The following is a 22,389-nucleotide window of genomic DNA, read 5'->3' as shown; positions in this document are numbered from 1 at the left end:
CATGACCACCTACGACATTGCGCTGATCGGCTTCGGCGGCGTTAACAGGACACTGGCCGAACTGATCGCAACACGTGGCGAGACACTCCACACCGATCTGGGCTTCGGCCTGCGGGTCGTGGCCATCACCGACCTGCGCCTGGGCTCCCTGGTCCAGCCCGAGGGCATCGACCTCTCCATCGCCCTCAAACTGGACGGTGGCAGCGAAACCTTCGCCAAGTACGGCGGATCCGCCGACACCAATAACGAATCAGTTATCCGCAACTGCACCGCTGACATCATCTGCGAGGCCACGTTCACGAATCCCGACGACGGCGAGCCGGCAGTTTCGCACGTGCGGTGGGCACTCGAATCCGGAAAGAGCGTCTGCACGACGAACAAAGGCCCCGTTGCCCTCCGCGGCGCCGAGCTGACCGCCCTGGCCGAACAGAACGGCGTGCACTTCGAGTTCGAGGGTGCCGTCATGAGCGGCACCCCCGTCATTCGCCTCGCCAAGAAGATGTTCGAGGGGCTGAAGCTGAACGGCTTCGAAGGCATCCTCAACGGCACCAGCAACTATGTGCTCGGACGGATGGAAGCCGGACTGGGCCTCGACGCTGCCATCAGTGAGGCACAGGACCTCGGCTACGCCGAGGCAAACCCCGCAGCAGACATCGAGGGGTACGACGTTCAGCTCAAGGTCCTCATCCTCGCCAATGAGCTGCTCGATGCAGGCATAGAACTCAAGGACGTCCAGCGGCAGGGGATTTCGGCCGTGACGCCGGAGAATATCCGGAAGGCAGCCCGCGAGGGACGCCGGTGGAAGCTCGTCGGTGCAGCGCGGCGGAACCCGGACGGGTCAGTGACGGCAGGCGTATCCCCCGTAGCACTCCCCCTCGACCATGGGCTGGCAGGGGTTTCCGGCGCGACCAATGCCGTGTCCTTCGACACCGACCTTCTGGGCGCGGTGACGGTCTCAGGACCGGGGGCCGGCCGTGTGGAGACCGCCTACGCTCTGCTCTCTGACATCATCGCCATGCACGCAGCCAGGACGGGAGCAGCCGCAAATGCCTGAATTCACACTGTGTTCGACGGAAACCGCGCTGCCGCAGTTCCGCGAAGTGACGAGCCCTTTTGACGGCAGAGTGGTCGGCGCGGTTTCGCTGACCGAATCCTCTGCCGGCAAAGCCGTGATCGAAACGGCCCGCATCGGCGCCCGGAAGGCACGGGCACTGTCCCGCAACGCACGCGGGAAGATACTGGACGGCGCCGCAACGGAGATCGAACAGCGCAACGAGGAGTTCGCGCAGACCATTGTGTCCGAAGCCGGTAAGACGATCCGTCAGGCCCGGAAGGAAGTACTGCGCGCGGTCAACACGCTCCGCCTCTCCGCTGCCGAAGCACGCCGGAACGCAGGCGAAGTCATCCCTTTTGACTCGTACGAGGGCTCAGAGGACCGCACCGGATGGTACTCGCGCGAACCCTTGGGCATCATTGCCGCGATCACTCCGTTCAACGACCCCCTCAACCTGGTGGCGCACAAGATCGGGCCCGCAATCGCGGGAGGAAACGCTGTGATCCTCAAACCCTCTGCACTGACTCCCCTGTCAGCCCAGATGCTCACGGACGCCCTTGTGAACTCCGGTCTTCCGCCCGAGGCCCTCACGATTGTTCATGGCGGCCGGGAAGTGGCCGAAACAATCATCAGGTCCCGGGATGTAAGAATGGTGTCCTTCACCGGGGGGTTCTCCACCGGTGAGAGTATCGCCCGCACCGCGGGCCTGAAGAAGCTTTCCATGGATCTTGGCGGAAACGCTCCCGTGATCGTCCTGGACGACGCCGACATCGAGAACGCAGTGGAATCCTGCGTCTCCGGAGCGTTTTGGGCCGCCGGCCAGAACTGCGTGGGAGTGCAGCGGATCCTGGTAGCCGCCCCGGTGTACAGCGCGTTCCGCCAGCGCTTCCTGGAGGCAACGGCACAGTTGGTTACCGGAGATCCAATGGATGAACAGACGGATGTCGGGCCGATGATCAGCCCCGCTGCCGTGCGCGAGTTGCAGTCCAAGCTGGACGAGGCACTCGACGCCGGCGCTGTCCTTCTCGCAGGCAATGTCACGGACGGCAATATGCTTCAGCCGACCGTCCTGGAGGCGGTCCGGACGGACAGCCGGTTGTGGAGGGAGGAGGTTTTCGGGCCAGTGGTCATGCTTCGTAAGATCAACACCTTCGAAGAGGCCATCGAAGTCGCCAACGCCATCGAGTTCAGTCTTCACGCGGGCATATTCACCGACTCCCTGGCCAGGGCCATGGAGGCAGCCCACCGTCTCGAAGCAGGCGGGGTCATGATCAACGACTCCTCGGACTACCGGTTCGACGGCATGCCGTTCGGCGGCGCCAAGTACGGGAGCTTGGGCAGGGAGGGCGTCCATTTCGCGTATGAGGAGATGACCCAGCCAAAGGTCATCTGCATCAAGAAATGATCGAAGCGGAGGGGCGCGGCCGGTCCTTGCGCCCCTCCACTTCCTCCGAGCAAAGCGGCACACAACTACGCCACCACCCACACTTTCACGCAGAGGATCGCAACCCATGACCACCCGCATCGAGACGGATTCGCTCGGGAACGTTCCCCTACCGGCCACAGCCTATTGGGGGGCACACACCGCCCGCGCCCTGGAGAACTTCACTATCAGCGGGATTCCCGTCTCCCGCCACCCGCATCTGGTGCGTGCTCTGGCGATGATCAAGAACGCTGCGGCGCAGGCCAACTGCGAACTGGGCATCCTCAACCCGCGGGAAGCGACAGCGATCCGCGAGGCATGCCAGGAAATCCAGGACGGACATCACCACGAACAATTCTGCGTGGACGTCATCCAGGGCGGTGCAGGCACCAGCACGAACATGAATGCCAACGAGGTGATCGCGAACATTGCGCTGGAAAAACTGGGCCACCAACGCGGTGAATACCAGCACCTGCACCCCATTGATCACGTCAACCGGTGCCAATCCACAAATGACACCTATCCCACAGCGATCAAGCTGGCACTGAATTTCGCTACCGCCGAACTCAATCGGGAGTTGGGGAAACTTGCCGAATCCGCCCGCGACAAGGGCGCCGAATTCGCCGACGTCGTGAAGATGGGCAGAACACAGCTCCAGGACGCCGTCCCGATGACCCTTGGGCAGGAGTTCAATGCCTTCGCCGCGACGCTGGAAGAAGACCGCTGCAGGCTAATGGAATCCACAGCGCTGATGCTCGAGTGCAGCCTCGGCGCCACCGCCATCGGGACGGGTATCACCGCCGCACCTGGATATCAACAACTCGTCCTTCGGGCGCTGTCCGAAGTGTCCGGCGTCCCGGTCTTTCCCGCCACTGATCTCATCGAAGCCACGTCCGACGTCGGCGTGTTCATTCACATGTCAGGCATGCTGAAACGCACGGCCATCAAGCTCTCCAAAATCAGCAGCGACCTCCGGCTGCTGTCGAGCGGTCCACAGAACGGCTTCGGCGAAATCATCCTGCCTCCGCGCCAGGCCGGGTCATCAATCATGCCGGGCAAGGTCAACCCTGTCATCCCGGAGACCATGAACCAGATTGCCTTCGCAGTGGCCGGAGCTGACCCCACAGTGACGATGGCTGCAGACAACGGGCAGCTCCAGCTCAATGCCTTCGAACCTGTCATTGCCCATGTCCTTCTTCAAAGCATTTCGTGGCTCGAACAAGGATCACGCGTTCTTCGTCGGTACTGCATGGAAGGCATTGAAGCGAACACCGAACGCCTCGCCCGCCAGACGGCAACCTCGGTAGGTCTCGCAACGGCCTTGATACCGGCCATCGGGTATGCCGCGGCTGCAGCGGTGGCCAAGGAAGCCCTCCAGGACGGGTCCGCCATCCTGGACATCGTCACCGGCAGGAACCTGTTGGACCGGGACGCAGCTCAGTTGCTGCTTGAATCCGCCGTACTGCCCGTCAGAACTGCGGACCTGTCCGGCGTCTGATCACTTTCACTCGCTGGCGCGGACCCCTCCGGTCCCCCGCCTGATGAAACTCGAAAGCGTCATGGCCGTCACCGTGTCCGTCACGCCGGGAATAGCCGCAATCTGCTCCCAGATCTCCTGAACCCTCTCCAGCGACCGGGCCTCGACCCTGACCAACAGGTCAAAGTCACCGCTCACGACGTCACACAGAACCACCTCCGGAATCGACCGCAAGACGGTGATGACGTCCGACCCCCGCACCCGGTCCTTCCTGTAAACCATCAGGAAGGCGGACACCGGACCTTGGCCCGGCGGCCCGGCAACAATCGTGTACCCCTGGATATACCCCTGCCGCTCCATCCGTTCGATCCGCTGGCGAACGGCATTCCTCGACAGGAGGACCTTGGTCGCCAGCTCCGCATGGCTCATGCGGGCGTTCTTGGTGAGCTCCGCAAGAATCCTCTGATCAATCTGGTCAAGACTCACTCGATCCACGCCTACCCTTCACCGCAACAATCCCCCGGGCACCACCGGAACGGAACCAATATCAAGACCGAAAGCCCTCGAAAAAATGACACCTCTGCACCAGGCCCGCCCCTCTCTCACTGGCGTTAGCTGCATCTTGTTCGACATGGACGGCACGCTCCTGGATTCAGCTCCCGGCGTGACAGCAAGTGCTGCCCAGGCCCTGGCGGCTGTACGTGCGCCAATCCCGGCGATGGACACTCTGCGCCGGTTCGTCGGCCCGCCGATGATCGAGTCCTTCAGAACAGTCTCACAGTTGGACGAAGAAACCGCCCAAAAGGCCCTTCAACATTACCGCAAAGCGTATGCCGCTCATGGCGCTGAACAGTCCAGTCCATACGACGGGATCAAAGACTTGCTTGAGCACCTACACACGGCCGGTATTCCTATGGCCGTAGCCACTTCCAAGGTGGAAGACCAAGCAGTACGACTTGCACGACGGTTTGGGATTGAGCGCCACTTCATCAACGTATGCGGGGCGTCGGACTCCGATGGAAGAGCGAGCAAGGCGGAGGTCATCGCCGAATTGCTGTTCCGGCTCCAACGCGAAGGCGTCGACATCTCCCGTCCCGCAATGGTCGGAGACCGAAGCTACGACGTCGCGGGAGCAGCCAAACACGGCATCCCCACGATATTCGCACGCTGGGGGTACGGGGAGGCCGAGGAAGCATCACAAGCGGCCGCCGTCGCTGCCTCCCCCGCGGCCTTGCTGCCACTGCTCCTGAATCACGACCGCCAGTCAGCCGCCCGGCATGAGAATCGCCCCTGCGATGAGTCCATGGCTTCGACCTTCGGGGATTAACGCTCCACTGTGTGCCAGAAAACTGTGGATTGGCCAGAGTCGCGGCAGTCAACGAAGACCCGCCTATTGGGGGTTAGACGGGCCTTCGCCTGCAACGGTACATCGCGCTGCCTCGGCCATCGAGTGTAGTAATCTCCGCATGGAGGGCGCCCGTCGTGCGGGGCTTGGTAACGAGTGGAACGCCGGTTACAGGCTCCGGTGGTGTTCGATCAACCAGCGGGCCATTTGCTGCGCCCGCTTGGAAGCCAGGATGTCGCCTTCGGTCGCCGAGATGATGGAGCCCTTCATCAGGATGTGCCACGAACGGGCAAATTCCTCGGGGCGGTTCAGCCCGGCTTCCTCGGCCAGAGCCTGGATGTGGTCCCTGATCCTGCTGAGATATCCGATGCTTGCCATCCCCAAGGGGTGCCCCGGTCCCATCTCCAACAGGACGTTGATGAACGTGCACGCCTCGAAGTCTTCTCGCTTGAACCAGTCCCCGAACACGTCAAAGACGGCGAGTAGCCGTTCCTCGGCGGTGTTGCCGCGGCGCCTGGCCTCGGCCACGATGAGGTCCACGGTCCACACCTGGTCGCGCAGCTCCAGGAAGGCAAGCACCAGCGCGTCCTTGGATGGAAAGTGCCGGTAGAACGTTGCTTTGGAGACGCCTGAACTGTCGATCAGCTCGTTGACCCCGACGTCGCGGATGCCGCGGCGGGAGAACAGTTCGTAGGCGGTGGAGAGAATGCGGTCGACTGGATCATCGCGACCGGCCATCGCCGCGGCGGGCAACAACGTGGGACTGGCAGCTTCGTTGGCGGTCATCGTGGAAGAAATTTTACACGGGACCCGCGGAGCGGATTTGTGTGTCGTAGGCCGGGCTTCCATCGCCTCATGCGGAAGAAGGCCGGCAGAACAAAGCTGCCCCGATGTCCTTCCAGAGGATGGCCCGGGAGAATCCGGGGCTCAGCAAGGGCTCAGCCCGGCCGGGGTGGCTGCCGCTCCCGGGGCTTGGCGCCACCGCATCATCATCTGGTGATTCCGGGCAAGGGCCCGCCCGCCCAGAAAATGTGCGGCGGAAGGGATACGGATGCGTGGCAGCCGGGCACGGGCCCCGGACGCTCGATCAGCGGCCGGGCTCTCCTGCCGGACCCGATTCTGTGCAGTGGCCCCCGACGGAACCTGGACCGCCGCGGGTTCCTTTACGCCGTCGTCTCCCGGTGCCGAGATTTCACAAACCAGCCCCATTCCGGCGTACTCCCGTACCGCGGCGATTCCTGCAACTGCGGACGGCTTGTCGGGGAATGACCTGGAGAGCGCCATCACCGTCCCGTCCGGGGCAGTCAAACGAAATCGATAGGAAGCGTCGGAGCCGGTGAACAGTTCGAACATTCCTGCCATTGAACCCTCCTGAAAGTTGGGATCATTCTGCTCCGGTGACGCCGTTGTCACCGGAGCAGAATGAATCCACCTGTAGGACACCGGCCGCTAGCAGAGGGCCGGATCGGATTGATGAATTCATGAAAGTCTGAACTACGCCCGCCGTCTGCGCAAGGGGTGCCCACACACACCTGCCGCTGGCGGCGACACGACGGCAGTCCGACGCTACGATGTATCTGCGAGCGGGACCGCCCGGACGAGTGGGAGACAGACTTTTCTGTCTCGCGTGTGCTAATTTCCTCGGACCAGGTCCGGCACGGGCCTCGGGCCGTGAGTATTGGATGCGAAGGAGAAGGCCCCATGGCGGACGGATTGCCTGCAGGTCTTGTCCTGTCCGATGTGAAGGCCGAACTCTTCAAGGCGATGGGGCACCCTGCACGGGTCCAGCTCTTGGAAATGCTCGCTGACGGCCCAGTGGCCGTGAGCACGCTGCGCCACAACACCGGCCTCGAACCCTCCAATCTGTCCCAGCATCTCGGTGTGCTGCGCCGCCAGCACCTGATTCTCCCGACCCGGCGGGAAGGGCGACTATTTTATGAGCTTGCCTGCCCCGAAGTGAACACCCTGCTGGGCGACGCCCGCTCCTTGCTCGGAGCCCTCCTTCGCACCGCCCGGTTGAGCCTCCCCCAGGGCGAAACCTCAACGGACGACGCGATCCTGTAGGTACCGGCGTGCCGAGACGAGCGGCCGCCCTGCGGTTTCGACACGAACGCGAGACAGACTGGTCCAACGTTCGATATCCTTTCCTGACCGCCGGGTGCGGCCCGTCATCGGGCACGAATCGCTTCCCGGCTCAACTGCAATGAGGCAGAGACGGGACTGGAGGACAACCGGTGATCGATAGTGAAATCCTGGCTGTGGAAGCGGCTGCGGCCCGGCTTGAGACATCCAGAACCAGCGAGGAGAACGCGGCCAACCTGCAGTCCGCCGTCGCCGCGGCAGTCACGCACGGCAAGTCCATCAGGGACGTGGCCGCCGCGGCACACCTCACGGCGCTGGAGGTCCTGGACGCCGCCGACGCAGTCACCTACCCGGGACCGGCGTTGCAGGCGCCGAAGATGGCGCAGTGAGCGTCACCCGCCCCACACATATTCGGAACGCCGGAACGCCTGCTGTCTTCCCGGGCCTCTCGTCCGGGCCGGACGTTGCCGCCGTTGCGCCCGGGCAGCCGGCACCCGGACAATGGTGCTCATGACCGTCGTGACCTTGCTGGCCTTTGCGGGGCTGTGCCTCCTGCTCTCCGTTACCCCCGGCCCGGATACGTTCCTGGTGCTGCGGATCTCGCTGCAGAGTGCCGGGGCAGGCCTTGCCGCCGCGCTCGGCTCGGCCGTGGCATCGATGGTCTGGGCCGCGCTGGTGGGCGTGGGGCTCGCCGCCGTCCTTGAGGAATCCGCGGAAGTGTTCCGCTGGCTCAAGATCGCGGGCGGGCTGTACCTGCTGTACTTGGGAATTTCATCGCTGATCCGGGCCCGCCGCACAAAGTCCTCCGCGACGGCCGGGCACACTCCCCGCCGAAGCTACAGCCGGCGGGCAGGGTTCGGCGCCGGCGGTCTCTCCACGCTGCTCAACCCCAAGGTGGGACTGTTCTACCTCGCCGTCGTGCCGCAGTTCATTCCGCACGGCGGCAACACGCTGGACACCGCCATGGTGCTGGGTGCCATCGAAAGCGCCATCGGGTTCCTCTACCTGGCGGCCGTATCCATCGCGGCGGCGAAGGCCATGGCGTGGCTGCAGCGCCCCCGGGTGAGCAGTTGGCTCGAACGCGGCAGCAGCGGCACCATCGCCGCGCTCGGCCTGGGCGTGCTGGCATCCAGCGCCAGCTCGTAGCCGTGCCGAAAGTCCGTGCCGGGGGTTTGCGGTGACGTTGGCTAAAGCCAGTACCGGCAGGACGTTGCTGGACAAGACCTTCCGGGTCAGCCTGATTCTCAAAGGCCTTGACGGACTCTTGGAACTCGTGGGAGGGATTCTTCTTCTGCTGGTCTCCCCCGCGCAGATCGGCGCCTGGGTCCGGTTACTGACACAGCACGAACTCTCCGAAGATCCGCATGATCTCGTTGCCACCACCCTGGTGCACTGGGCCGGGACCATGACCGTCTCGGCGACCCTCTTCGGCGCCATCTACCTGCTGTTGCACGGAGCGGTGAAGGTGGTCCTGGTCTGGGCGGTGCTCAGGGACAAATTGTGGGCTTACCCATGGATGATTGCCTTCCTGATGGCCTTCATCCTCTACCAAAGTTATGAACTCGTGGTTGCCTTCTCCTGGGGGCTAGCCCTCCTGACAGCCTTCGATGTCTTCATCGTCTGGCTCACCTGGCACGAATACAGGGCCCACCGCGCCCGCAGCGCGAACACCCCCGCCGGCAACGCTGCGCGCCAGGCATAACACTGGCCGGTCTAGATCCAATCCCGCCTCTTGAACCCCAGATACAGGAACACTGACCCGGTGACCATCAATGCGGTGGACAACCAGAGACCGTAATCGCTCTGGAAGCCGAAAAACGGCACGTTCTGCCCGAAGAATCCCGTGACCGCGGTGGGTACAGCGATGATCGCGGCCCAACTGGTGACCTTTTTCATGACCAGGTTCATCTGGTTCCCCTGAATACTGATGTGGGTCTCCAGAATGGTCGTGACCAGGTCACGGAGCGACTCCGTCCATTCCGTGGCCCGCAGCACGTGGTCGTACACGTCCTGCAGGAACGGCTGCATTGCGGGGCTGCAGCCGACGAGGTCGTCCCGCCGGAGGAGGGTGTTGAGGACTTCGCGCATGGGCAGGACCACGCGGCGGAGGCGGACCAGGTTCTTACGCAGCTCGAAGGTCTTTCGCTGCAGGTCGTGGTCGGGTGAGTGGTCATCGAAGAGCGATTCTTCAAGGGCGTCGATGTAGCCGTCCAGTTCCTGCACGGCGTCGAAGTGCCCGTCCACGATCATGTCCAGGAGGCCCCAGAACAGGAAAGGCACCCCGTGGGCGGCCAGGTCCGTCTCGGCATCCCAGTGCGCCATGAGTTTGTCCGTATCAAACCCGGGCCCGTGCACGGTCACGAGGGCGTTCCGGGTCACGAATGCGGAGACCTCGGCAATGTCCACTTCCCCGCTGCCGGGCCGCAGCCCCGCCTGATAGGCCGACAGGAACAGGTGGTTGGCGTAGCGGTCCAGCTTGGGCCGCTGGAAATCATGGACGGCATCCTCAACGGCGAGGCGGTGAAACCCGTACACCGTCTCGACACCCAGAAGGTCATCCGCCGTCGGGTCCGTGAAATCGATCCACAGCACCACGTCGTCCTGGTGCGCCAGGGCCTCGATCTCGTGGGCGCGGACGTCGTCGCGTTCGAGTTTTCCTTCGCGGTACAGCCGTATGAATACCATCCGCCTCATGGTACGGGAGCTGCCTCCGAGCTTCCTCAACCGCGCAGAGGCGTCCTCCCAAGTCTTCCACCGGGCTGTTGGAGAGCGCGGCCCGTGTCTATCCTGTTTAAAAGTGCCGTGCGCCATCCGTTCCACAGGAACGGGCGCCTGGAACCGCCACGGGGGGCACGCCGGATCCGGCGCGGGGAGAAACCGTTCGCCGGGAAGGAAGTCCGGGTCTGATGAGCCGAAGGGCAGCGTTCCTCTGCATCGCCCTGGCCCTGCTTGTGCTCGTTGGGGCCGGGGGCAGCCAGCCGGACAACCGTGCCCGTTTTTCCCCGGTCCGCCATGTGTTTGTGATTGTGCTGGAGAACGCGTCCTACGAGCAGTCGTTCGGGCCGAACTCGCGACTTCCGTATTTGGCCCAGACACTTCGCGGACAGGCTGTTTTGCTGGACCAGTACTACGGGACCGCGCACTACAGTCTGGGAAACTACCTGGCGATGGCGGGCGGGGTCGCCCCGACCCCCGACATTCAGATGGACTGCACCGAGTACACGGAAATGGTCCATCCGTCCGCGGAGCGTTTCGGGCAGGTCAAGTCCGACTCGGGCTGCATCTTTCCGGCGCCGGTGGCCACCCTGGCCGGCCAGCTCGCTGCGCGGAACCTGACCTGGAAAGGCTACATGGAGGACATGGGCAACGTTCCTGGCCGGGAAGAGGCCGCCTGCGGGAAGCCCGCTTTGGGTCCCGACTCCAAGGACCTGACGCAAGAAGCCGTCCCCGGGGATGCCTACACGGCCCGGCACAACCCGTTCCTGTATTTCGCATCCGTAGCGGGGACGGCGGCGTGCGCGGCAAACGTCGGCCCGCTCTCCCGGCTGCCCCAGGATCTGGCGGCGGAGTCAACCACGCCCAACCTGGCCTTCATCTCCCCGAGCCTGTGCAATGACGGACATAACTCGAGCTGTGTCGGCCAGACTGCCGGTCCCGAGGCAGAGGATGCCTGGCTGCGCACCTGGGTGTCCCTGATCTCGGCGTCTCCCGCCTATCAGGACGGCGGCGCCATCGTCATCGTCAACGATGAGGCCGACGGCGACACCAGCGCATGCTGTAACGAGCCCTCCGGTCCGAACGTTGCCGCGCCCGGCCTGCCGCCGTCGGCCGCGAAGGACGGCACGTTTGCGGCTGGGCCCGGCAATGGAAAGGGCGGCGGACGCATCGGCGCGCTGGTGCTCTCGCCCTTCGTCCGGCCCGGGACAACGAGCTCCACACCGTATAACCACTACTCGCTCCTGAAAAGCATCGAGGACCTGTTCGGCCTACCGTACATCGGCTATGCAGGAACTCCCGGGCTCGCCGGTTTCGGGGCTGACGTATGGACCGGCGGGCGCGACGCCGGCCACTGACCCCCGGCCGCTGACCGCGCGAACGGCACGCGTGAGGCGGTCCCTGGCCGCGCGGCCTGGAGCTATGGCAACGGCTGCAGCTATGGCCCCCGGCCTGCGGCAGTGCCAGTATGTTGAGAGTCACGCTCAATGAAGGCGCCCCGGCTCCCGGCAGAAAGGTGCTCGGTCATGACCTACATCAACAACCTCGGCGATGTGGGACAAGGCGACGTCGCCGTGGCCGGCGGCAAGGGCATCGGCTTGGCCGGCCTCGTTCAGGCCGGGCTGCCGGTTCCCCCGGGATTCGTGCTGAACACCGCAGCCTACGCGGATTTTGTGGACGCCAATCGCCTTCAGGCCGACATCCGGGAGCTCGCCGCGCTGTCACCGCTGGCAGCGCCACAGGACTACGAGGATGCCTCGAACCGGATCCGCGCCCTGTTCGCCGGCGGAACCATGCCGGCCGCGATCGCAGCCGAACTCGGCGCCGCCTACCGTCTCCTCGGCGACGGGGATGCAGCCGTGGCGGTGCGCTCTTCCGCTACGGCCGAGGACCTCCCCTCTGCCAGCTTCGCCGGGCAACAGGAAACCTACCTCAACGTCGTCGGGGCGGAAGCCCTGGCCGCGGCCGTGACCGATTGCTGGGCCTCCCTGTGGACGGCGCGTGCCATGGCCTACCGGGCCCGTGAAGGCATCGGACCGGACGCCGTGCGTCTCGCCGTCGTGGTCCAGCGGATGGTCGAGGCCGAGGCCGCCGGGGTGATGTTCACCGCCAATCCGGCCAACGGGCGCCGCGACCAGATCGTGATCAGCGCCGCGTGGGGCCTAGGCGAATCCGTGGTCAGCGGCACGGTCACCACCGATGACGTCGTCGTCGAAGCGGGCTCTGGCCTTGTGCTCTCGCGCCGGACCGCCGACAAGGAAGTCATGACCGTCTTCGCGGACCACGGCACCCGGGAGCAGCCTGTGCCGGCTGCCCGCCGTCGTGAGCCCGTACTCGACGACCAGGCGGCGGCGGAGCTGGCCGGCTACGGAACCCGGATCGCGGATCATTTCGGGGCCCCGCAGGACATCGAGTGGGCACGGGCCGGTGGCGAGTTCTTCCTCCTGCAATCCCGCCCGGTCACCGCGCTGCCGGAACCGGCGGCTGATGCCCCGGACACGTGGAGGGTGCCCTACCCGAAGGGGCTCTACTTCCGGGCAAGCATCGTGGAACAGCTGCCTGACCCGCTCTCACCGCTGTTCGCCGATCTCATTGACGGCTCGGTGTCCCGGTCGCTGAGGGCCTTAATGGCCGGCGCCATCGGCAAGAACATCATCCGCGACGACGAAGTCGGGCTGCCCACCATTAACGGCTACGCCTATTACTACTACCGCACGTCGGCAATGTTGCGCGTGACGGCCATGTCGCTGGCCGCGATGCGCGCGCTGATCCGCGGCACGGCGCACATGGGAGTGGCCGGCTGGCGGGAGTATTCGCATCCCCGCTACGAGCGGGTGATCAAAGACTGGTCGGCGAAGCCCCTCGGGGGGCTCTCCGGGGAGGAACTGCTGGAGGGTGTGCAGACGTTGCTGGACGCCGGCACCGTCTACTACACGGCGGTGCAGTCAATCATTCCGGTCGCCGCGACAAGCGAAATCTCCTTCCGGGCCTACTACGACAAGTTAGTTCGGCGCAACGGAGACGCCCCGGCCCAGACGTTCCTCCTCGGCTACGACAGCGAACCCATCCGGGCGGAGAAGTCGCTGTACGACCTCGCAGCCTGGGTCCGGGGTGTTCCGGGACTCGCCCCGGCGATCCTCAACGCACCGACGCCGGCCCTGGTCGAGTCGCAGCGCACCGGGGTGCCGCCGGCCGGCATGGACCAGGCACTCTGGGGGCAATGGCGTCCCCGCTTCCAAGACCACCTCGGCCGGTACGGCCATGCCGTCTACAATCTGGACTTCGTCTGCCCGGTGCCCGCAGATGATCCCTCGCCGCTGCTGGAGACGGTGAAGTTCTACCTGCGGGGGCAGGGCACGGACCCGTATGAGCGCCAGCGGTTGTTGGCCGCCCGCCGGGAAGAGGAAACCGGCCGAACGGCCGCCCGGCTTGGGCCGCGGCGCCGGGCCGCGTTCCTCCGGCTGCTCCGGTGGGCGCAGAATGCCGCCCCGATCCGCGAGGACGCCCTGGCCGACGTCGGACTGGCCTGGCCGCTGCTGCGGCGGATGCTGCTCGAACTCGGCCAACGGCTGGTTGGCTCCGCCGTCATCGCCGAGCCCGGCGACGTCTTCTGGCTCCGCCACCGGGAACTGCGAAGCGCCGTCGAGTTCGGCCTCGCCGCGCCGGGCGCCCCGGCGGCCGTGGCCATTACCGGGGCAGACCGGCCCGTCCGGGCCGCCGCCATCGAGGAGCGCAAAATGCTCTGGCGGGGCCAGGCCAAGGCCGCCGCCCCGCAGCTGCTGCCCGAGAGCCGGTGGATGGAGCGGGCCTTCGGGTCCATGATGCCGGCCGCCTCACAAGAGCAGCCGGGCGATGTCATCAAAGGCACCGGCGCCAGCTCGGGCCGGGTCAGCGCTCCTGCCCGCGTCCTGCGAGGACCCGAGGATTTCGCGACGATGGTTCCCGGCGACGTCCTGGTCGCCCGCATCACCACTCCCGCGTGGACCTCGCTGTTCGCGATGGCCTCCGCCGTGGTCACCGACGTCGGCGGCCCGTTGAGCCACAGTTCGATCGTCGCCCGGGAGTACGGCATCCCGGCCGTGCTCGGCACCGGCGTGGCCACTCAGAGGCTGACCAGCGGCCAGCGGATCCGGGTCGACGGCGACGCCGGCACCGTCACGATCGAAGGGCACCCGCGGCCGGCGGACGGTGGATCCGCCTAAGCTCTGCGCAACTGCTCCGCCCGCTCACATCCCGCCGCCACCCTCGCGTGGCTGCCGGCCGCCTCATTTCCGAGGTTCTGCACCTGTGCCCGGGCCGCGGCGCAACCTGCCGTTCACCACCCCGCCCCGGGGGATTCATTACCGGTGAGTAACGTGGCGAGTGCTTGTTGATACCCAACCTTTGAGAGGCTCCCCCATGAGCACGACTCGCACCCGAGGCATCCTCACGGCCACCGCGACCATCATCCTGGCCGCATCCGCGATCTGCGCCACCGCGGCCGCCCAGGCGGCAGGCAACATTGACCAGCACGAGGGCAACGCCCAATCCGGCAGCCACCGTGATACGAACCCGTCCCTGGCCGACGCCTTCAACGGCGTTGACCGGAACACGAACTGGCAGCAGACGTCCAAGCTGAAGCTGAACTTCCCCACCTACCACACCGAGGGAATCGCCTACAGCCAGGACCACATCTTCCTCTCTGCCGTCCAGATCATTGAACCGACCACGAAGTTCCCGACCCCGCAGAACGGGTTCGACCGCACCGCCGGCAAGGGCATCGGGCACCTTTTTGTCATGGACAAGGCCGGCAACCTCCAAAAGGACATCACCCTCGGCGAAGGCGACATGTACCACCCGGGAGGCCTTGACTTCGACGGTACCAACGTCTGGATCCCGGTGGCCCAGTACCGGCCAAACAGCAGCGCCATCATCTACCGGGTCGACGCGAACACCCTCGACGTGCACAAGCAGTTCGAGGTCAAGGACCACTTCGGCGGCATCGTGATGGACAAGCAGACCGGCCACCTGATCGGCAACACCTGGGGCTCGCGCCGCTTCGCGGAATGGGATCTGCAGGGCAAGCAGCTTTCCGCCTGGGAGAACCCGAACTTCTTCATCGACTACCAGGACTGCCAGTACGTGCCCAACTCCAAAATGCTCTGCGACGGGATCACCAACCTCCCGCAGGCCCCGGCGGCCGGTGGCAGCGGTGCCACCTACGAACTGGGAGGAATGGCGATGATCGACCTCAAATCCCACAGCGTGATCCGTGACGTCCCGTTCCAGCAGTGGTCCACCGCCGGGCACGTGGCCACCCGCAACCCGTTCAAAATGACCGCCGATGGGAATCACCTCACGATGAAGGTGGCACCCGATAACGGCGACGAAGGCAACGGCACCGAAATCCTCACCTACGAAGCCACCGTCACCCCTGCCGAATAGGGCAATCCGGCGGCGGCCGGACCGCGACACGGCGGATCCCGGCCCATCCATGGCGACCGACACTAAGCAGGCTTTCTTTGGACTCGTGCTGTTTACCGCGGATTCATGACAAGCCCCTACCGTCGGCGATGAATGCGAAGCCGGCCTTTGCCGGCCGGCACCCCTGAACCGGAACGATTGGATAACCCATGCCTCATCCAGCACAACGTTTTACCCGAAAGCGCGTCGCCGCCGCCACCGGCGCTGCAGCCCTGGCGGCCACAGCGCTGACAGCCGGAGCGATCGGCCTCGGCGCAGGGCCGGCCTCCGCCGGCGAAAATCACAGCGGCACCGCGACGCCGATCAAGCACGTGGTGGTGATCTTCCAGGAAAACGTCTCGTTCGACCACTACTTCGCCACCTACCCCCAAGCCGCCAACACCCCGGGTGAAGCCCAGCAAGGCACGGGCACCGCAGCAGCGTCCTTCACCGCCGCGAAGAACACGCCCAAGGACATCAACACCTTGGCTACAGCGGGCCTGCTGGCACCAAACAATCCCAACGCGGTGCAGCCGGCCCGGCTCTCGTCGATGCAGGCCGTCACCTGCGACCAGGACCATGGCTACACTGCCGAGCAGAAGGCGTACAACGGCGGCGCGATGGACCAGTTTGTCCAGTTCACCAGCCGGGACTCCTGCGGCACCAACCAGTACGGCCGCCCCGGGCTGACCATGGACTACTACGACGGCAACACGGTCACCGGCATTTGGAACTACGCCCAGAACTACGCCATGAGCGACAACCACTTCAGTACCGTCTTCGGGCCATCCACTCCGGGCGCGCTGAACCTGGTCTCGGGCCAGACCCACGGGGCCACGGAATACAACGCCGCCGGGCAGCCCGTGGCCACACCGGCAACCGGAAGCAGCACTGTCCGCCAGCCTGACGCGAACGGCGTCGGCACGGTCATCAACGATCCGGACCCGGTCTACGACGACTGCTCGAACAATAGCCACGCCAAAACCGGCAACCTGGCCGGCATGAACGGCAGGAACATCGGTGACCTGCTCAACGCCAAGGGCACCTCCTGGGGCTGGTTCCAGGGCGGCTTCACCCCCACCACAGCCGCTTCCGGGACCACTCCGGCGTCGTGCCTGACGAGCCACACGAACGCCGCCGGCGCCGCCGTGGTGGACTACTCCCCCCACCACCAGCCGTTCCAGTACTACAAGTCCACGGCCAACCCGCACCACCTGGCCCCGGCCTCGGACGCGGAGATCGGCCACGACGGCCAGGCCAACCACCAGTACGACCTCACCGAGTTCAACAAGGTGGTCAACACGGACAACATGCCGGCCGTGTCCTTCCTGAAGGCGGGCATGTACCAGGACGGGCACGCCGCGTACTCCGACCCGATCGATGAGCAGAACTTCATCACCGCCACGGTCAACCAGATCCAGAAGTCCAAGAACTGGGAGAACACGGCCGTGGTACTCGCCTACGACGACTCGGACGGCTGGTACGACCACGCCGCCGCCAAGGTGAAGAACTCCTCCAACACCGCCGACGACGCCGCCTGGTGCCAGACCGCTGCAGCCAGCGGAATCCCGATGGCCGGCGGTTACGCTGACCGCTGCGGCCCCGGCCCGCGCCAGCCGCTCGTGGTCATCTCCCCGTATGCGAAGAAGAACTATGTCGATCACAGCCAGACGGACCAGGCCTCGATCCTGCGCTTCATCGAAGACAACTGGCACACCGGCCAAATCGGCGACGCCTCCGCGGACGCGACAGCCGGCTCGGTGAACGCCATGTTCAACTTCGACAGGCAGCGCACCGACAAAGTCCTGCTCAACGAACAGACCGGCGCCGTCGCCTCCATCACCACTACAGAGGACGGCAACGACGACGGCGGCAACAACCGCCGCAGCAACTCCGGGGAGTAACTGCCCGCAGCGGACCGGTCTGTGGCCGCCAGCAAAACATGACTCCAGGAAACGCCACCCGGCCGGCAGCCGGGTGGCGTTTCGGGTACCTCCTTCAGCTGAGAGCCGGCCGGAGGGACGGCCACTAGAATTGGCCGGTCCCTGTGCTTTGTTCCGGCCCGGTAGACGCCCGGCCACCGACGGAAAGACCCCATGACGACGACTTCTGACCACGCCGTACCGGCCCAGGTTGACCTTAAGCAGGCCGCAGCCCCGGACCGCAAACCCCTGGTCCGCTGGCTGCTCGCCAACCAGGTCGCACCGGCCGGCCCCGAAGCACAGGAAGATCACAAGCCCAACGCCTGGTGGAAGGTCATGTGCCTGACCGGCGTCGACTATTTCTCCACCCTGTCTTACCTACCCGGCATCGCGGCCCTGGCCGCCGGCGCGCTGTCGCCGTTGGCGACCCTGCTGATCGTTGCCCTGACACTGCTGGGCATGTTGCCCATGTACCGGCGCGTCGCGCAGGAGAGCCCGCACGGGCAGGGCTCGGTTGCCATGCTGGAGAAGCTGCTGCCGTTCTGGCGCGGCAAGTTCTTCGTCCTGCTGTTGCTCGGGTTCGTCGCGACCTCGTGGATCATCACCATCACCCTCTCGGGTGCCGACGCCACGGTGCACCTGCTCGAGAATCCGATGATCCCGCAAGGCCTGAAGGGGAGTGCCGTCATCATCACGGTGATCCTGCTGCTGATCCTGGGCGGCGTATTTCTCCTTGGCTTCAATGAGGCCGTCGGCGTCGCCATCCCGCTTGTTGCCGTCTACCTGCTCTTGAACGCCGCCGTCGTCGTCGCCGGGTTCGCGCACGTCTTCTCGGACCCCTCCCTGATCGCCGGCTGGCAGGACCGGCTGCTCTCCAGTGCCGGCGGCGGTCCGATGAGCCTCATTGGTCCGGCAGTCATCGCCTTCCCGCTGCTGGTTCTAGGGCTCTCCGGCTTCGAGACCGGCGTGTCCATGATGCCGCTGATCAAAGCCACCGGGAACACCCCGGAGGAGGTCATGGCCTCCAGGGTCAAGAACACCCGCAAACTCCTCACCACGGCGGCGGCCATCATGAGCGTCTATCTGATGTCCACCAGCTTCCTCACCACGGTCATGATCCCGGCCAAGGAATTCCAGGACGGCGGACAGGCTAACGGCCGCGCCTTGGCGTTCCTCGCCCACGACCTGTTCGGCGCCGGATTCGGCACCGTCTATGACATTTCCAGCGCCCTGATCCTCTGGTTCGCCGGCGCCTCCGCCATGGCCGGGCTCATCAACATCGTGCCCCGCTACCTCCCCGCCTACGGCATGGCACCGGAATGGGGCCGGGCCGTCCGCCCGGTCGTGATCGTCTACACCGTGCTAAGCGTCGGCATCACCATCGCCTTCAACGCCGACGTCAACGCCCAAGCCGGCGCCTACGCCACCGGCATCCTGGCCATGATGGTCTCCGGCGCGGTCGCCGTGACCGTCTCAGCGGTCCGCCGGCACAGCCGTGCCGGGACCCTCGGATTCGGCGCGCTGACCATGGTCCTGCTGTACGCACTGGGCGCGAATGTGATCGAAAAGCCCGACGGCATTGCGATTTCCGCATTCTTCATCGCCGGCATCATCGTCGTCTCGCTGATCTCGCGGGTGAAGCGCACCACCGAACTGCGCCTGGAAACCATCGAGTTCGACGAGGCAGCCCGGCAGTTCATCACCGACTCGATCGCTTTCGACGGCCAGCTGAACGTCATCGCCAACAAGCGGCAGGCCGGCGACGAGGCCGAGTACGCCGACAAGGAGTACGAACAGCGCGGCCTGAACCCGGTCCCGGGTCCGGCGGACGTCATCTTCCTGGAGGTGGAGATCTCCGACCCGTCGGCGTTCAGCCACACGCTCCGGGTCGAAGGTATCGAGGTAGGCGGCTACCGGGTATTGCGGGTGAAGTCGCCGGCGGTCCCGAACGCGATCGCAGCGGTCCTTCTGGCCATGCGCGACTCGACCGGCATCAAGCCCCAATGCTATTTCGAGTGGTCGGAAGGGAACCCGATCAGTCACCTGATGCGGTACCTGTTCCTGGGCCAGGGCGACACGGCCCCGCTGGTGCGTGAAATTCTCCGCGAGGTCGAACGCGACCCGGCCCTCCGCCCGGGCATCCACGTCGGCTGATGGCCGGCGGGTGGCCCGGAGGACACCGCGTGCCCCGCGTCGGATGAGGACCCGACGCCGGATTAGGGCTCGACGTGCATCTTCGCGGCTTCCTCAAGTTCGGATGCCTGGGTCTTTGCCAGGCGCCATTCCGCGGCCGTGTCGATATGGCGGGTGAGTATCCAGTAGAGGACCGCTGCGACCGGCAAGCCGATGATCAGGGAGATGTCAGCGCCTCCCATGGCCTCGGCCACGGGTCCGACGAAGAGTTTTCCGGCGGAGAAGAAGGGAATCATGACCACGAAGCCCACGAGATATGAGACGATTCCGGCCCAGCCCCAGCGTCCGTAAATGCCGTGGGGGTGGAAGATCTCCGCGATGGCATAGTGGCCCTTACGGACGACGAAGTAGTCCGTAAGGTTCACCGCTGTCCACGGGATGAAGAAGTACAGCACCAGCAGCAGGAAGTCGTTGAAGTTGGCGAGGAAGTCCGCGGATGCGAAGTTGGCGAAGACGAGTGAGATGGCTGCGGTGATGACGATGGTGACGACGCGGATTTTGACGGTGGGCCGGATGCGGCGCAGGCTGTCGATCGAGGAGATCAGAGTCAGGGAACCGCCATACATGTTCAACGCGGTGACCGACAGGAGCCCGAGGGAAGCGATGAACAATGCGATCGCCCCGAACCCCGGGAACAACTTGTTGGCAGTGTCCTGGATCGACGTGATGGTATCGAACTCCGTGCCTGCTGCCGCGGCAATGAATGATCCCAGGAACATGACCCAGATACCGCCCAGGGCACTCCCCCAGAACGTCCACTTGAACGTCCCGCGCCCGGACTCCGGGGGGAGGTAGCGGGAATAGTCCGAGACGTAAATGGCCCAGGAAATTTGGTAGCCGGCCGCCACGCCCAGTTGTCCCAGGAAGGGGACGAGATGGAAATCGGCCAGATTGAACGCGCCGCCAGGCAGATCAAGGTGGGTGAGGACCGCCACCGTCAGAAGCGCCAGCATGATGATGGTCAGGTAGGTCAGATAGCGCTCGAAGCCGTGGATGAGGTCATAACCGAAGAGCGCGACGGCGGCAGCGATGATCGTGACGACCCAGAACCATAGCGTTTCGTTTCCGATGTGCAGGGAACCTGCCACCGCCTCGCCGGCCAGGACGGTGTTGAAGACATTGAATCCCGCGTACTGAAGATAGGCGAACAGCCACACCAGCAGAGCCCCCACGTACCCGAACTGTGGACGGGACTGGATCATCTGGGGCAACCCGAGCTGCGGCCCCTGGGAGGAGTGGGCCGCCATGAACAAGGTGCCCACCAGCACGCCGATGGCGATGGCGATCAATGACCAGATCAGGTTCCCGCCGGTCGTGATGCTGATCAGCCCCACCGCGAGCGTGGCGATCTGGGCGTTGCTCATGAACCAGAGCGGCCCAATGTGCGAAACCTTTCCATGCCTCTCGTTGAGCGGAACATAGTCAATCGACCGGACCTCGAGTCCCCCGCCCGCCGCCGGACCTGTGGCTGTACTCATGACGTGTCTCCTGGATGGTGCGATGCGGTCAGCATCGGTGCGGGGTCGAAGGCTGCGGCGGCCGGAACCTGTGTGGTCGCCGAGAGGGCATGAAGCGAATCACATGCAGATCGCGGACAAGAGTAAAGTCGAATCGTGTCGTTCCCCTGTGTGGGGATGACAGAATCGTGGTCGCCATATCGTGCGAATGTCAAGAGCCGTCGGAGGGCACCATGGGGCTCAACGGCAGGCATCATCGGGTCTCTTGCCCCATAGACCGGCGGGCGGCCGGAAGCGGCGCCGACGCTCAGACCGACTCCCGCCGTCGGCCCTCTCCCAATAACCGTCAGTTCAAAGGTAACCGCCGATGTCGAACCTCGCTGTTGCAGCCGTCCAGGCCCCTCCGCGCCCGATCGGTGAGCCCTTCCCCGCGTTCGCCGATGAAGCCGCTCGCGTCTTGGCGGACGTGCCCGAAACGCAGCTGATGGTCTTTCCCGAACTCCACCTGTTCAGCGACGGAATCCCGGACAGGCAACGATCCGAAGCGCTCCGGGATGCCGCGCAGCCGCTCGACGGGCCGCTCGTTAATGAGTTGAGGCAACTCGCCGGAGACCTCAAGCTCTGGCTGGTCCCCGGGAGCATCTGCGAACGCGGGCCGCATGGCCAGCTGTTCAACACGTCCTTGGTCCTCTCCCCCGAGGGTGCCCTGGCGGCCAGCTACCGGAAGATTTTCCCCTGGCGCCCGTTCGAACCCTACGACCCCGGAGACACTTTTGTGACGGTCGATCTACCCGGATTCGGCAGGGCCGGCCTGTCCATCTGCTACGACGCCTGGTTCCCCGAGGTCACCCGCCAGCTGGCCTGGATGGGAGCCGACGTCATCATCAATGTCGTCAAGACCACCACCCCGGACCGCGCCCAGGAGCTGATCCTCGCCCGCGCCAACGCAATCGTCAACCAGGTGTTCATGATCAGCGTCAACTGCGCCGGGCCCACCGGCCAGGGACGCAGCATCATCGTGGACCCCGAGGGCGCCGTCCTGTTCGAAGCCCCGGACGACTCCCCCTGTGTGCTCTCCGCAGCACTGGACATGGGGCACCCGCGCCGGGTCCGTTCAGGAGGCACTGCAGGATTGAACCGGATGTGGTCGCAGTTCCGGACAGATGACCCTCCCATCGAGCTCCCCATCTATGGCGGCAGAATCACCCCAGCTACCTGGACACCGGAAGCCCACACGAAGCACCAGCCGTAGCCTGGCTCACAGAAGGCCGGGCTGCCC

The 22,389-nt window shown here is 65.0% G+C and carries 19 protein-coding genes; 14 read left to right on the top strand and 5 right to left on the bottom strand.

The window, feature by feature from the left end; genetic code table 11:
* Position 1: 1 nt before the first annotated feature.
* The 3 genes from BLR03_RS02190 to BLR03_RS02180 all read left to right on the top strand — a co-directional run bounded on the left by BLR03_RS02190 (position 2) and on the right by BLR03_RS02180 (position 3,975).
* Positions 2–1,054 carry a homoserine dehydrogenase gene (locus BLR03_RS02190; protein WP_091248756.1) on the top strand — a complete coding sequence of 351 codons (1,053 nt, stop codon included), beginning with the start codon at positions 2–4 and terminating at the stop codon, positions 1,052–1,054.
* Positions 1,047–2,459, top strand: coding sequence for an aldehyde dehydrogenase family protein (locus BLR03_RS02185; RefSeq protein WP_091248754.1), 1,413 nt, complete (start codon positions 1,047–1,049; stop codon positions 2,457–2,459). The genes BLR03_RS02190 and BLR03_RS02185 overlap by 8 nt, the downstream gene beginning before the upstream one ends.
* A gap of 106 nt (positions 2,460–2,565) precedes the next feature.
* Positions 2,566–3,975, top strand: coding sequence for an aspartate ammonia-lyase (locus tag BLR03_RS02180; protein WP_091248753.1), 1,410 nt, complete (start codon positions 2,566–2,568; stop codon positions 3,973–3,975).
* Positions 3,976–3,981: 6 nt separating this feature from the next.
* On the opposite strand, the gene BLR03_RS02175 is transcribed toward BLR03_RS02180, so the two are convergent.
* A complete protein-coding gene (locus BLR03_RS02175; protein ID WP_091248751.1) occupies positions 3,982–4,449 on the bottom strand; it encodes an Lrp/AsnC family transcriptional regulator in 468 nt (155 codons plus the stop codon).
* Positions 4,450–4,525: 76 nt separating this feature from the next.
* On the opposite strand from BLR03_RS02175, the gene BLR03_RS02170 reads away from it, so the two are divergent.
* Entirely contained in the window at positions 4,526–5,281 is a 756-nt protein-coding gene (locus BLR03_RS02170) for an HAD hydrolase-like protein (RefSeq protein ID WP_091248750.1), read from the top strand.
* Positions 5,282–5,467: 186 nt separating this feature from the next.
* Here BLR03_RS02170 and BLR03_RS02165 read toward each other — a convergent pair whose 3' ends face one another.
* Together BLR03_RS02165 and BLR03_RS24835 are read right to left on the bottom strand one after the other, a co-directional pair.
* On the bottom strand, positions 5,468–6,085 hold the full coding sequence (locus tag BLR03_RS02165; RefSeq protein ID WP_091248748.1) for a TetR/AcrR family transcriptional regulator: 618 nt from the start codon (positions 6,083–6,085) through the stop codon (positions 5,468–5,470).
* Between the two features lie 141 nt (positions 6,086–6,226).
* Positions 6,227–6,652: a YegP family protein gene (locus BLR03_RS24835; RefSeq protein ID WP_302846561.1), complete on the bottom strand. Its 426-nt coding sequence runs from the start codon at positions 6,650–6,652 to the stop codon at positions 6,227–6,229.
* Between the two features lie 348 nt (positions 6,653–7,000).
* Here BLR03_RS24835 and BLR03_RS02155 point away from each other — a divergent pair, with 348 nt between their 5' ends.
* The 4 genes from BLR03_RS02155 (at position 7,001) to BLR03_RS02140 (ending at position 9,083) form a co-directional block, all read left to right on the top strand.
* The gene (locus BLR03_RS02155) at positions 7,001–7,363 is read left to right on the top strand and encodes an ArsR/SmtB family transcription factor (protein WP_091248747.1); all 363 of its coding nucleotides are present in this window, start codon (positions 7,001–7,003) and stop codon (positions 7,361–7,363) included.
* A gap of 170 nt (positions 7,364–7,533) precedes the next feature.
* Positions 7,534–7,770, top strand: a complete 237-nt coding sequence (locus tag BLR03_RS02150) for a hypothetical protein (RefSeq protein ID WP_091248745.1) — start codon at positions 7,534–7,536, stop codon at positions 7,768–7,770.
* Between the two features lie 121 nt (positions 7,771–7,891).
* Positions 7,892–8,527, top strand: a complete 636-nt coding sequence (locus BLR03_RS02145) for a LysE family translocator (RefSeq protein ID WP_091248874.1) — start codon at positions 7,892–7,894, stop codon at positions 8,525–8,527.
* A 31-nt stretch (positions 8,528–8,558) separates the two neighbouring features.
* Positions 8,559–9,083, top strand: a complete 525-nt coding sequence (locus BLR03_RS02140) for a DUF2127 domain-containing protein (protein ID WP_091248743.1) — start codon at positions 8,559–8,561, stop codon at positions 9,081–9,083.
* An 11-nt stretch (positions 9,084–9,094) separates the two neighbouring features.
* Here the strand turns inward: BLR03_RS02140 and BLR03_RS02135 are convergent, their stop codons facing one another.
* Positions 9,095–10,066: a magnesium transporter CorA family protein gene (locus BLR03_RS02135; RefSeq protein ID WP_091248742.1), complete on the bottom strand. Its 972-nt coding sequence runs from the start codon at positions 10,064–10,066 to the stop codon at positions 9,095–9,097.
* 221 nt (positions 10,067–10,287) lie between these two features.
* Between BLR03_RS02135 and BLR03_RS02130 the strand changes: the two genes are divergently transcribed.
* The 5 genes from BLR03_RS02130 to BLR03_RS02110 all read left to right on the top strand — a co-directional run bounded on the left by BLR03_RS02130 (position 10,288) and on the right by BLR03_RS02110 (position 19,614).
* Positions 10,288–11,454: an alkaline phosphatase family protein gene (locus BLR03_RS02130; protein ID WP_091248740.1), complete on the top strand. Its 1,167-nt coding sequence runs from the start codon at positions 10,288–10,290 to the stop codon at positions 11,452–11,454.
* A 168-nt stretch (positions 11,455–11,622) separates the two neighbouring features.
* Positions 11,623–14,298 carry a PEP/pyruvate-binding domain-containing protein gene (locus tag BLR03_RS02125; RefSeq protein ID WP_091248738.1) on the top strand — a complete coding sequence of 892 codons (2,676 nt, stop codon included), beginning with the start codon at positions 11,623–11,625 and terminating at the stop codon, positions 14,296–14,298.
* Between the two features lie 196 nt (positions 14,299–14,494).
* Entirely contained in the window at positions 14,495–15,520 is a 1,026-nt protein-coding gene (locus BLR03_RS02120; protein WP_091248736.1) for a DUF6454 family protein, read from the top strand.
* Between the two features lie 188 nt (positions 15,521–15,708).
* Positions 15,709–17,442, top strand: a complete 1,734-nt coding sequence (locus BLR03_RS02115) for a phospholipase C (RefSeq protein ID WP_091248734.1) — start codon at positions 15,709–15,711, stop codon at positions 17,440–17,442.
* 192 nt (positions 17,443–17,634) lie between these two features.
* Positions 17,635–19,614, top strand: a complete 1,980-nt coding sequence (locus tag BLR03_RS02110) for an APC family permease (RefSeq protein WP_091248733.1) — start codon at positions 17,635–17,637, stop codon at positions 19,612–19,614.
* Between the two features lie 62 nt (positions 19,615–19,676).
* On the opposite strand, the gene BLR03_RS02105 is transcribed toward BLR03_RS02110, so the two are convergent.
* The gene (locus tag BLR03_RS02105) at positions 19,677–21,131 is read right to left on the bottom strand and encodes a purine-cytosine permease family protein (protein WP_091248731.1); all 1,455 of its coding nucleotides are present in this window, start codon (positions 21,129–21,131) and stop codon (positions 19,677–19,679) included.
* 346 nt (positions 21,132–21,477) lie between these two features.
* On the opposite strand from BLR03_RS02105, the gene BLR03_RS02100 reads away from it, so the two are divergent.
* Positions 21,478–22,362, top strand: coding sequence for a carbon-nitrogen hydrolase family protein (locus BLR03_RS02100; RefSeq protein ID WP_091248729.1), 885 nt, complete (start codon positions 21,478–21,480; stop codon positions 22,360–22,362).
* Positions 22,363–22,389: the final 27 nt, after the last annotated feature.

This window comes from Arthrobacter sp. ok909 (genome assembly GCF_900104405.1).
Lineage (GTDB): Bacteria > Actinomycetota > Actinomycetes > Actinomycetales > Micrococcaceae > Arthrobacter > Arthrobacter humicola.
This window is presented reverse-complemented; position numbering and strand designations above follow the sequence as displayed.

What these genes read in the sequence shown, in the direction of transcription:
- BLR03_RS02125 (WP_091248738.1), top strand. Translation starts at nt 11,623, where the DNA reads ATGACCTACATCAACAACCTCGGCGATGTGGGACAAGGCGACGTCGCC.
- BLR03_RS02130 (WP_091248740.1), top strand. Translation starts at nt 10,288, where the DNA reads ATGAGCCGAAGGGCAGCGTTCCTCTGCATCGCCCTGGCCCTGCTTGTG.
- BLR03_RS02120 (WP_091248736.1), top strand. Translation starts at nt 14,495, where the DNA reads ATGAGCACGACTCGCACCCGAGGCATCCTCACGGCCACCGCGACCATC.
- BLR03_RS24835 (WP_302846561.1), bottom strand. Translation starts at nt 6,652, where the DNA reads ATGTTCGAACTGTTCACCGGCTCCGACGCTTCCTATCGATTTCGTTTG.
- BLR03_RS02155 (WP_091248747.1), top strand. Translation starts at nt 7,001, where the DNA reads ATGGCGGACGGATTGCCTGCAGGTCTTGTCCTGTCCGATGTGAAGGCC.
- BLR03_RS02145 (WP_091248874.1), top strand. Translation starts at nt 7,892, where the DNA reads ATGACCGTCGTGACCTTGCTGGCCTTTGCGGGGCTGTGCCTCCTGCTC.
- BLR03_RS02110 (WP_091248733.1), top strand. Translation starts at nt 17,635, where the DNA reads ATGACGACGACTTCTGACCACGCCGTACCGGCCCAGGTTGACCTTAAG.
- BLR03_RS02190 (WP_091248756.1), top strand. Translation starts at nt 2, where the DNA reads ATGACCACCTACGACATTGCGCTGATCGGCTTCGGCGGCGTTAACAGG.
- BLR03_RS02165 (WP_091248748.1), bottom strand. Translation starts at nt 6,085, where the DNA reads ATGACCGCCAACGAAGCTGCCAGTCCCACGTTGTTGCCCGCCGCGGCG.
- BLR03_RS02105 (WP_091248731.1), bottom strand. Translation starts at nt 21,131, where the DNA reads ATGAGTACAGCCACAGGTCCGGCGGCGGGCGGGGGACTCGAGGTCCGG.
- BLR03_RS02170 (WP_091248750.1), top strand. Translation starts at nt 4,526, where the DNA reads ATGACACCTCTGCACCAGGCCCGCCCCTCTCTCACTGGCGTTAGCTGC.
- BLR03_RS02180 (WP_091248753.1), top strand. Translation starts at nt 2,566, where the DNA reads ATGACCACCCGCATCGAGACGGATTCGCTCGGGAACGTTCCCCTACCG.
- BLR03_RS02115 (WP_091248734.1), top strand. Translation starts at nt 15,709, where the DNA reads ATGCCTCATCCAGCACAACGTTTTACCCGAAAGCGCGTCGCCGCCGCC.
- BLR03_RS02135 (WP_091248742.1), bottom strand. Translation starts at nt 10,066, where the DNA reads ATGGTATTCATACGGCTGTACCGCGAAGGAAAACTCGAACGCGACGAC.
- BLR03_RS02100 (WP_091248729.1), top strand. Translation starts at nt 21,478, where the DNA reads ATGTCGAACCTCGCTGTTGCAGCCGTCCAGGCCCCTCCGCGCCCGATC.
- BLR03_RS02185 (WP_091248754.1), top strand. Translation starts at nt 1,047, where the DNA reads ATGCCTGAATTCACACTGTGTTCGACGGAAACCGCGCTGCCGCAGTTC.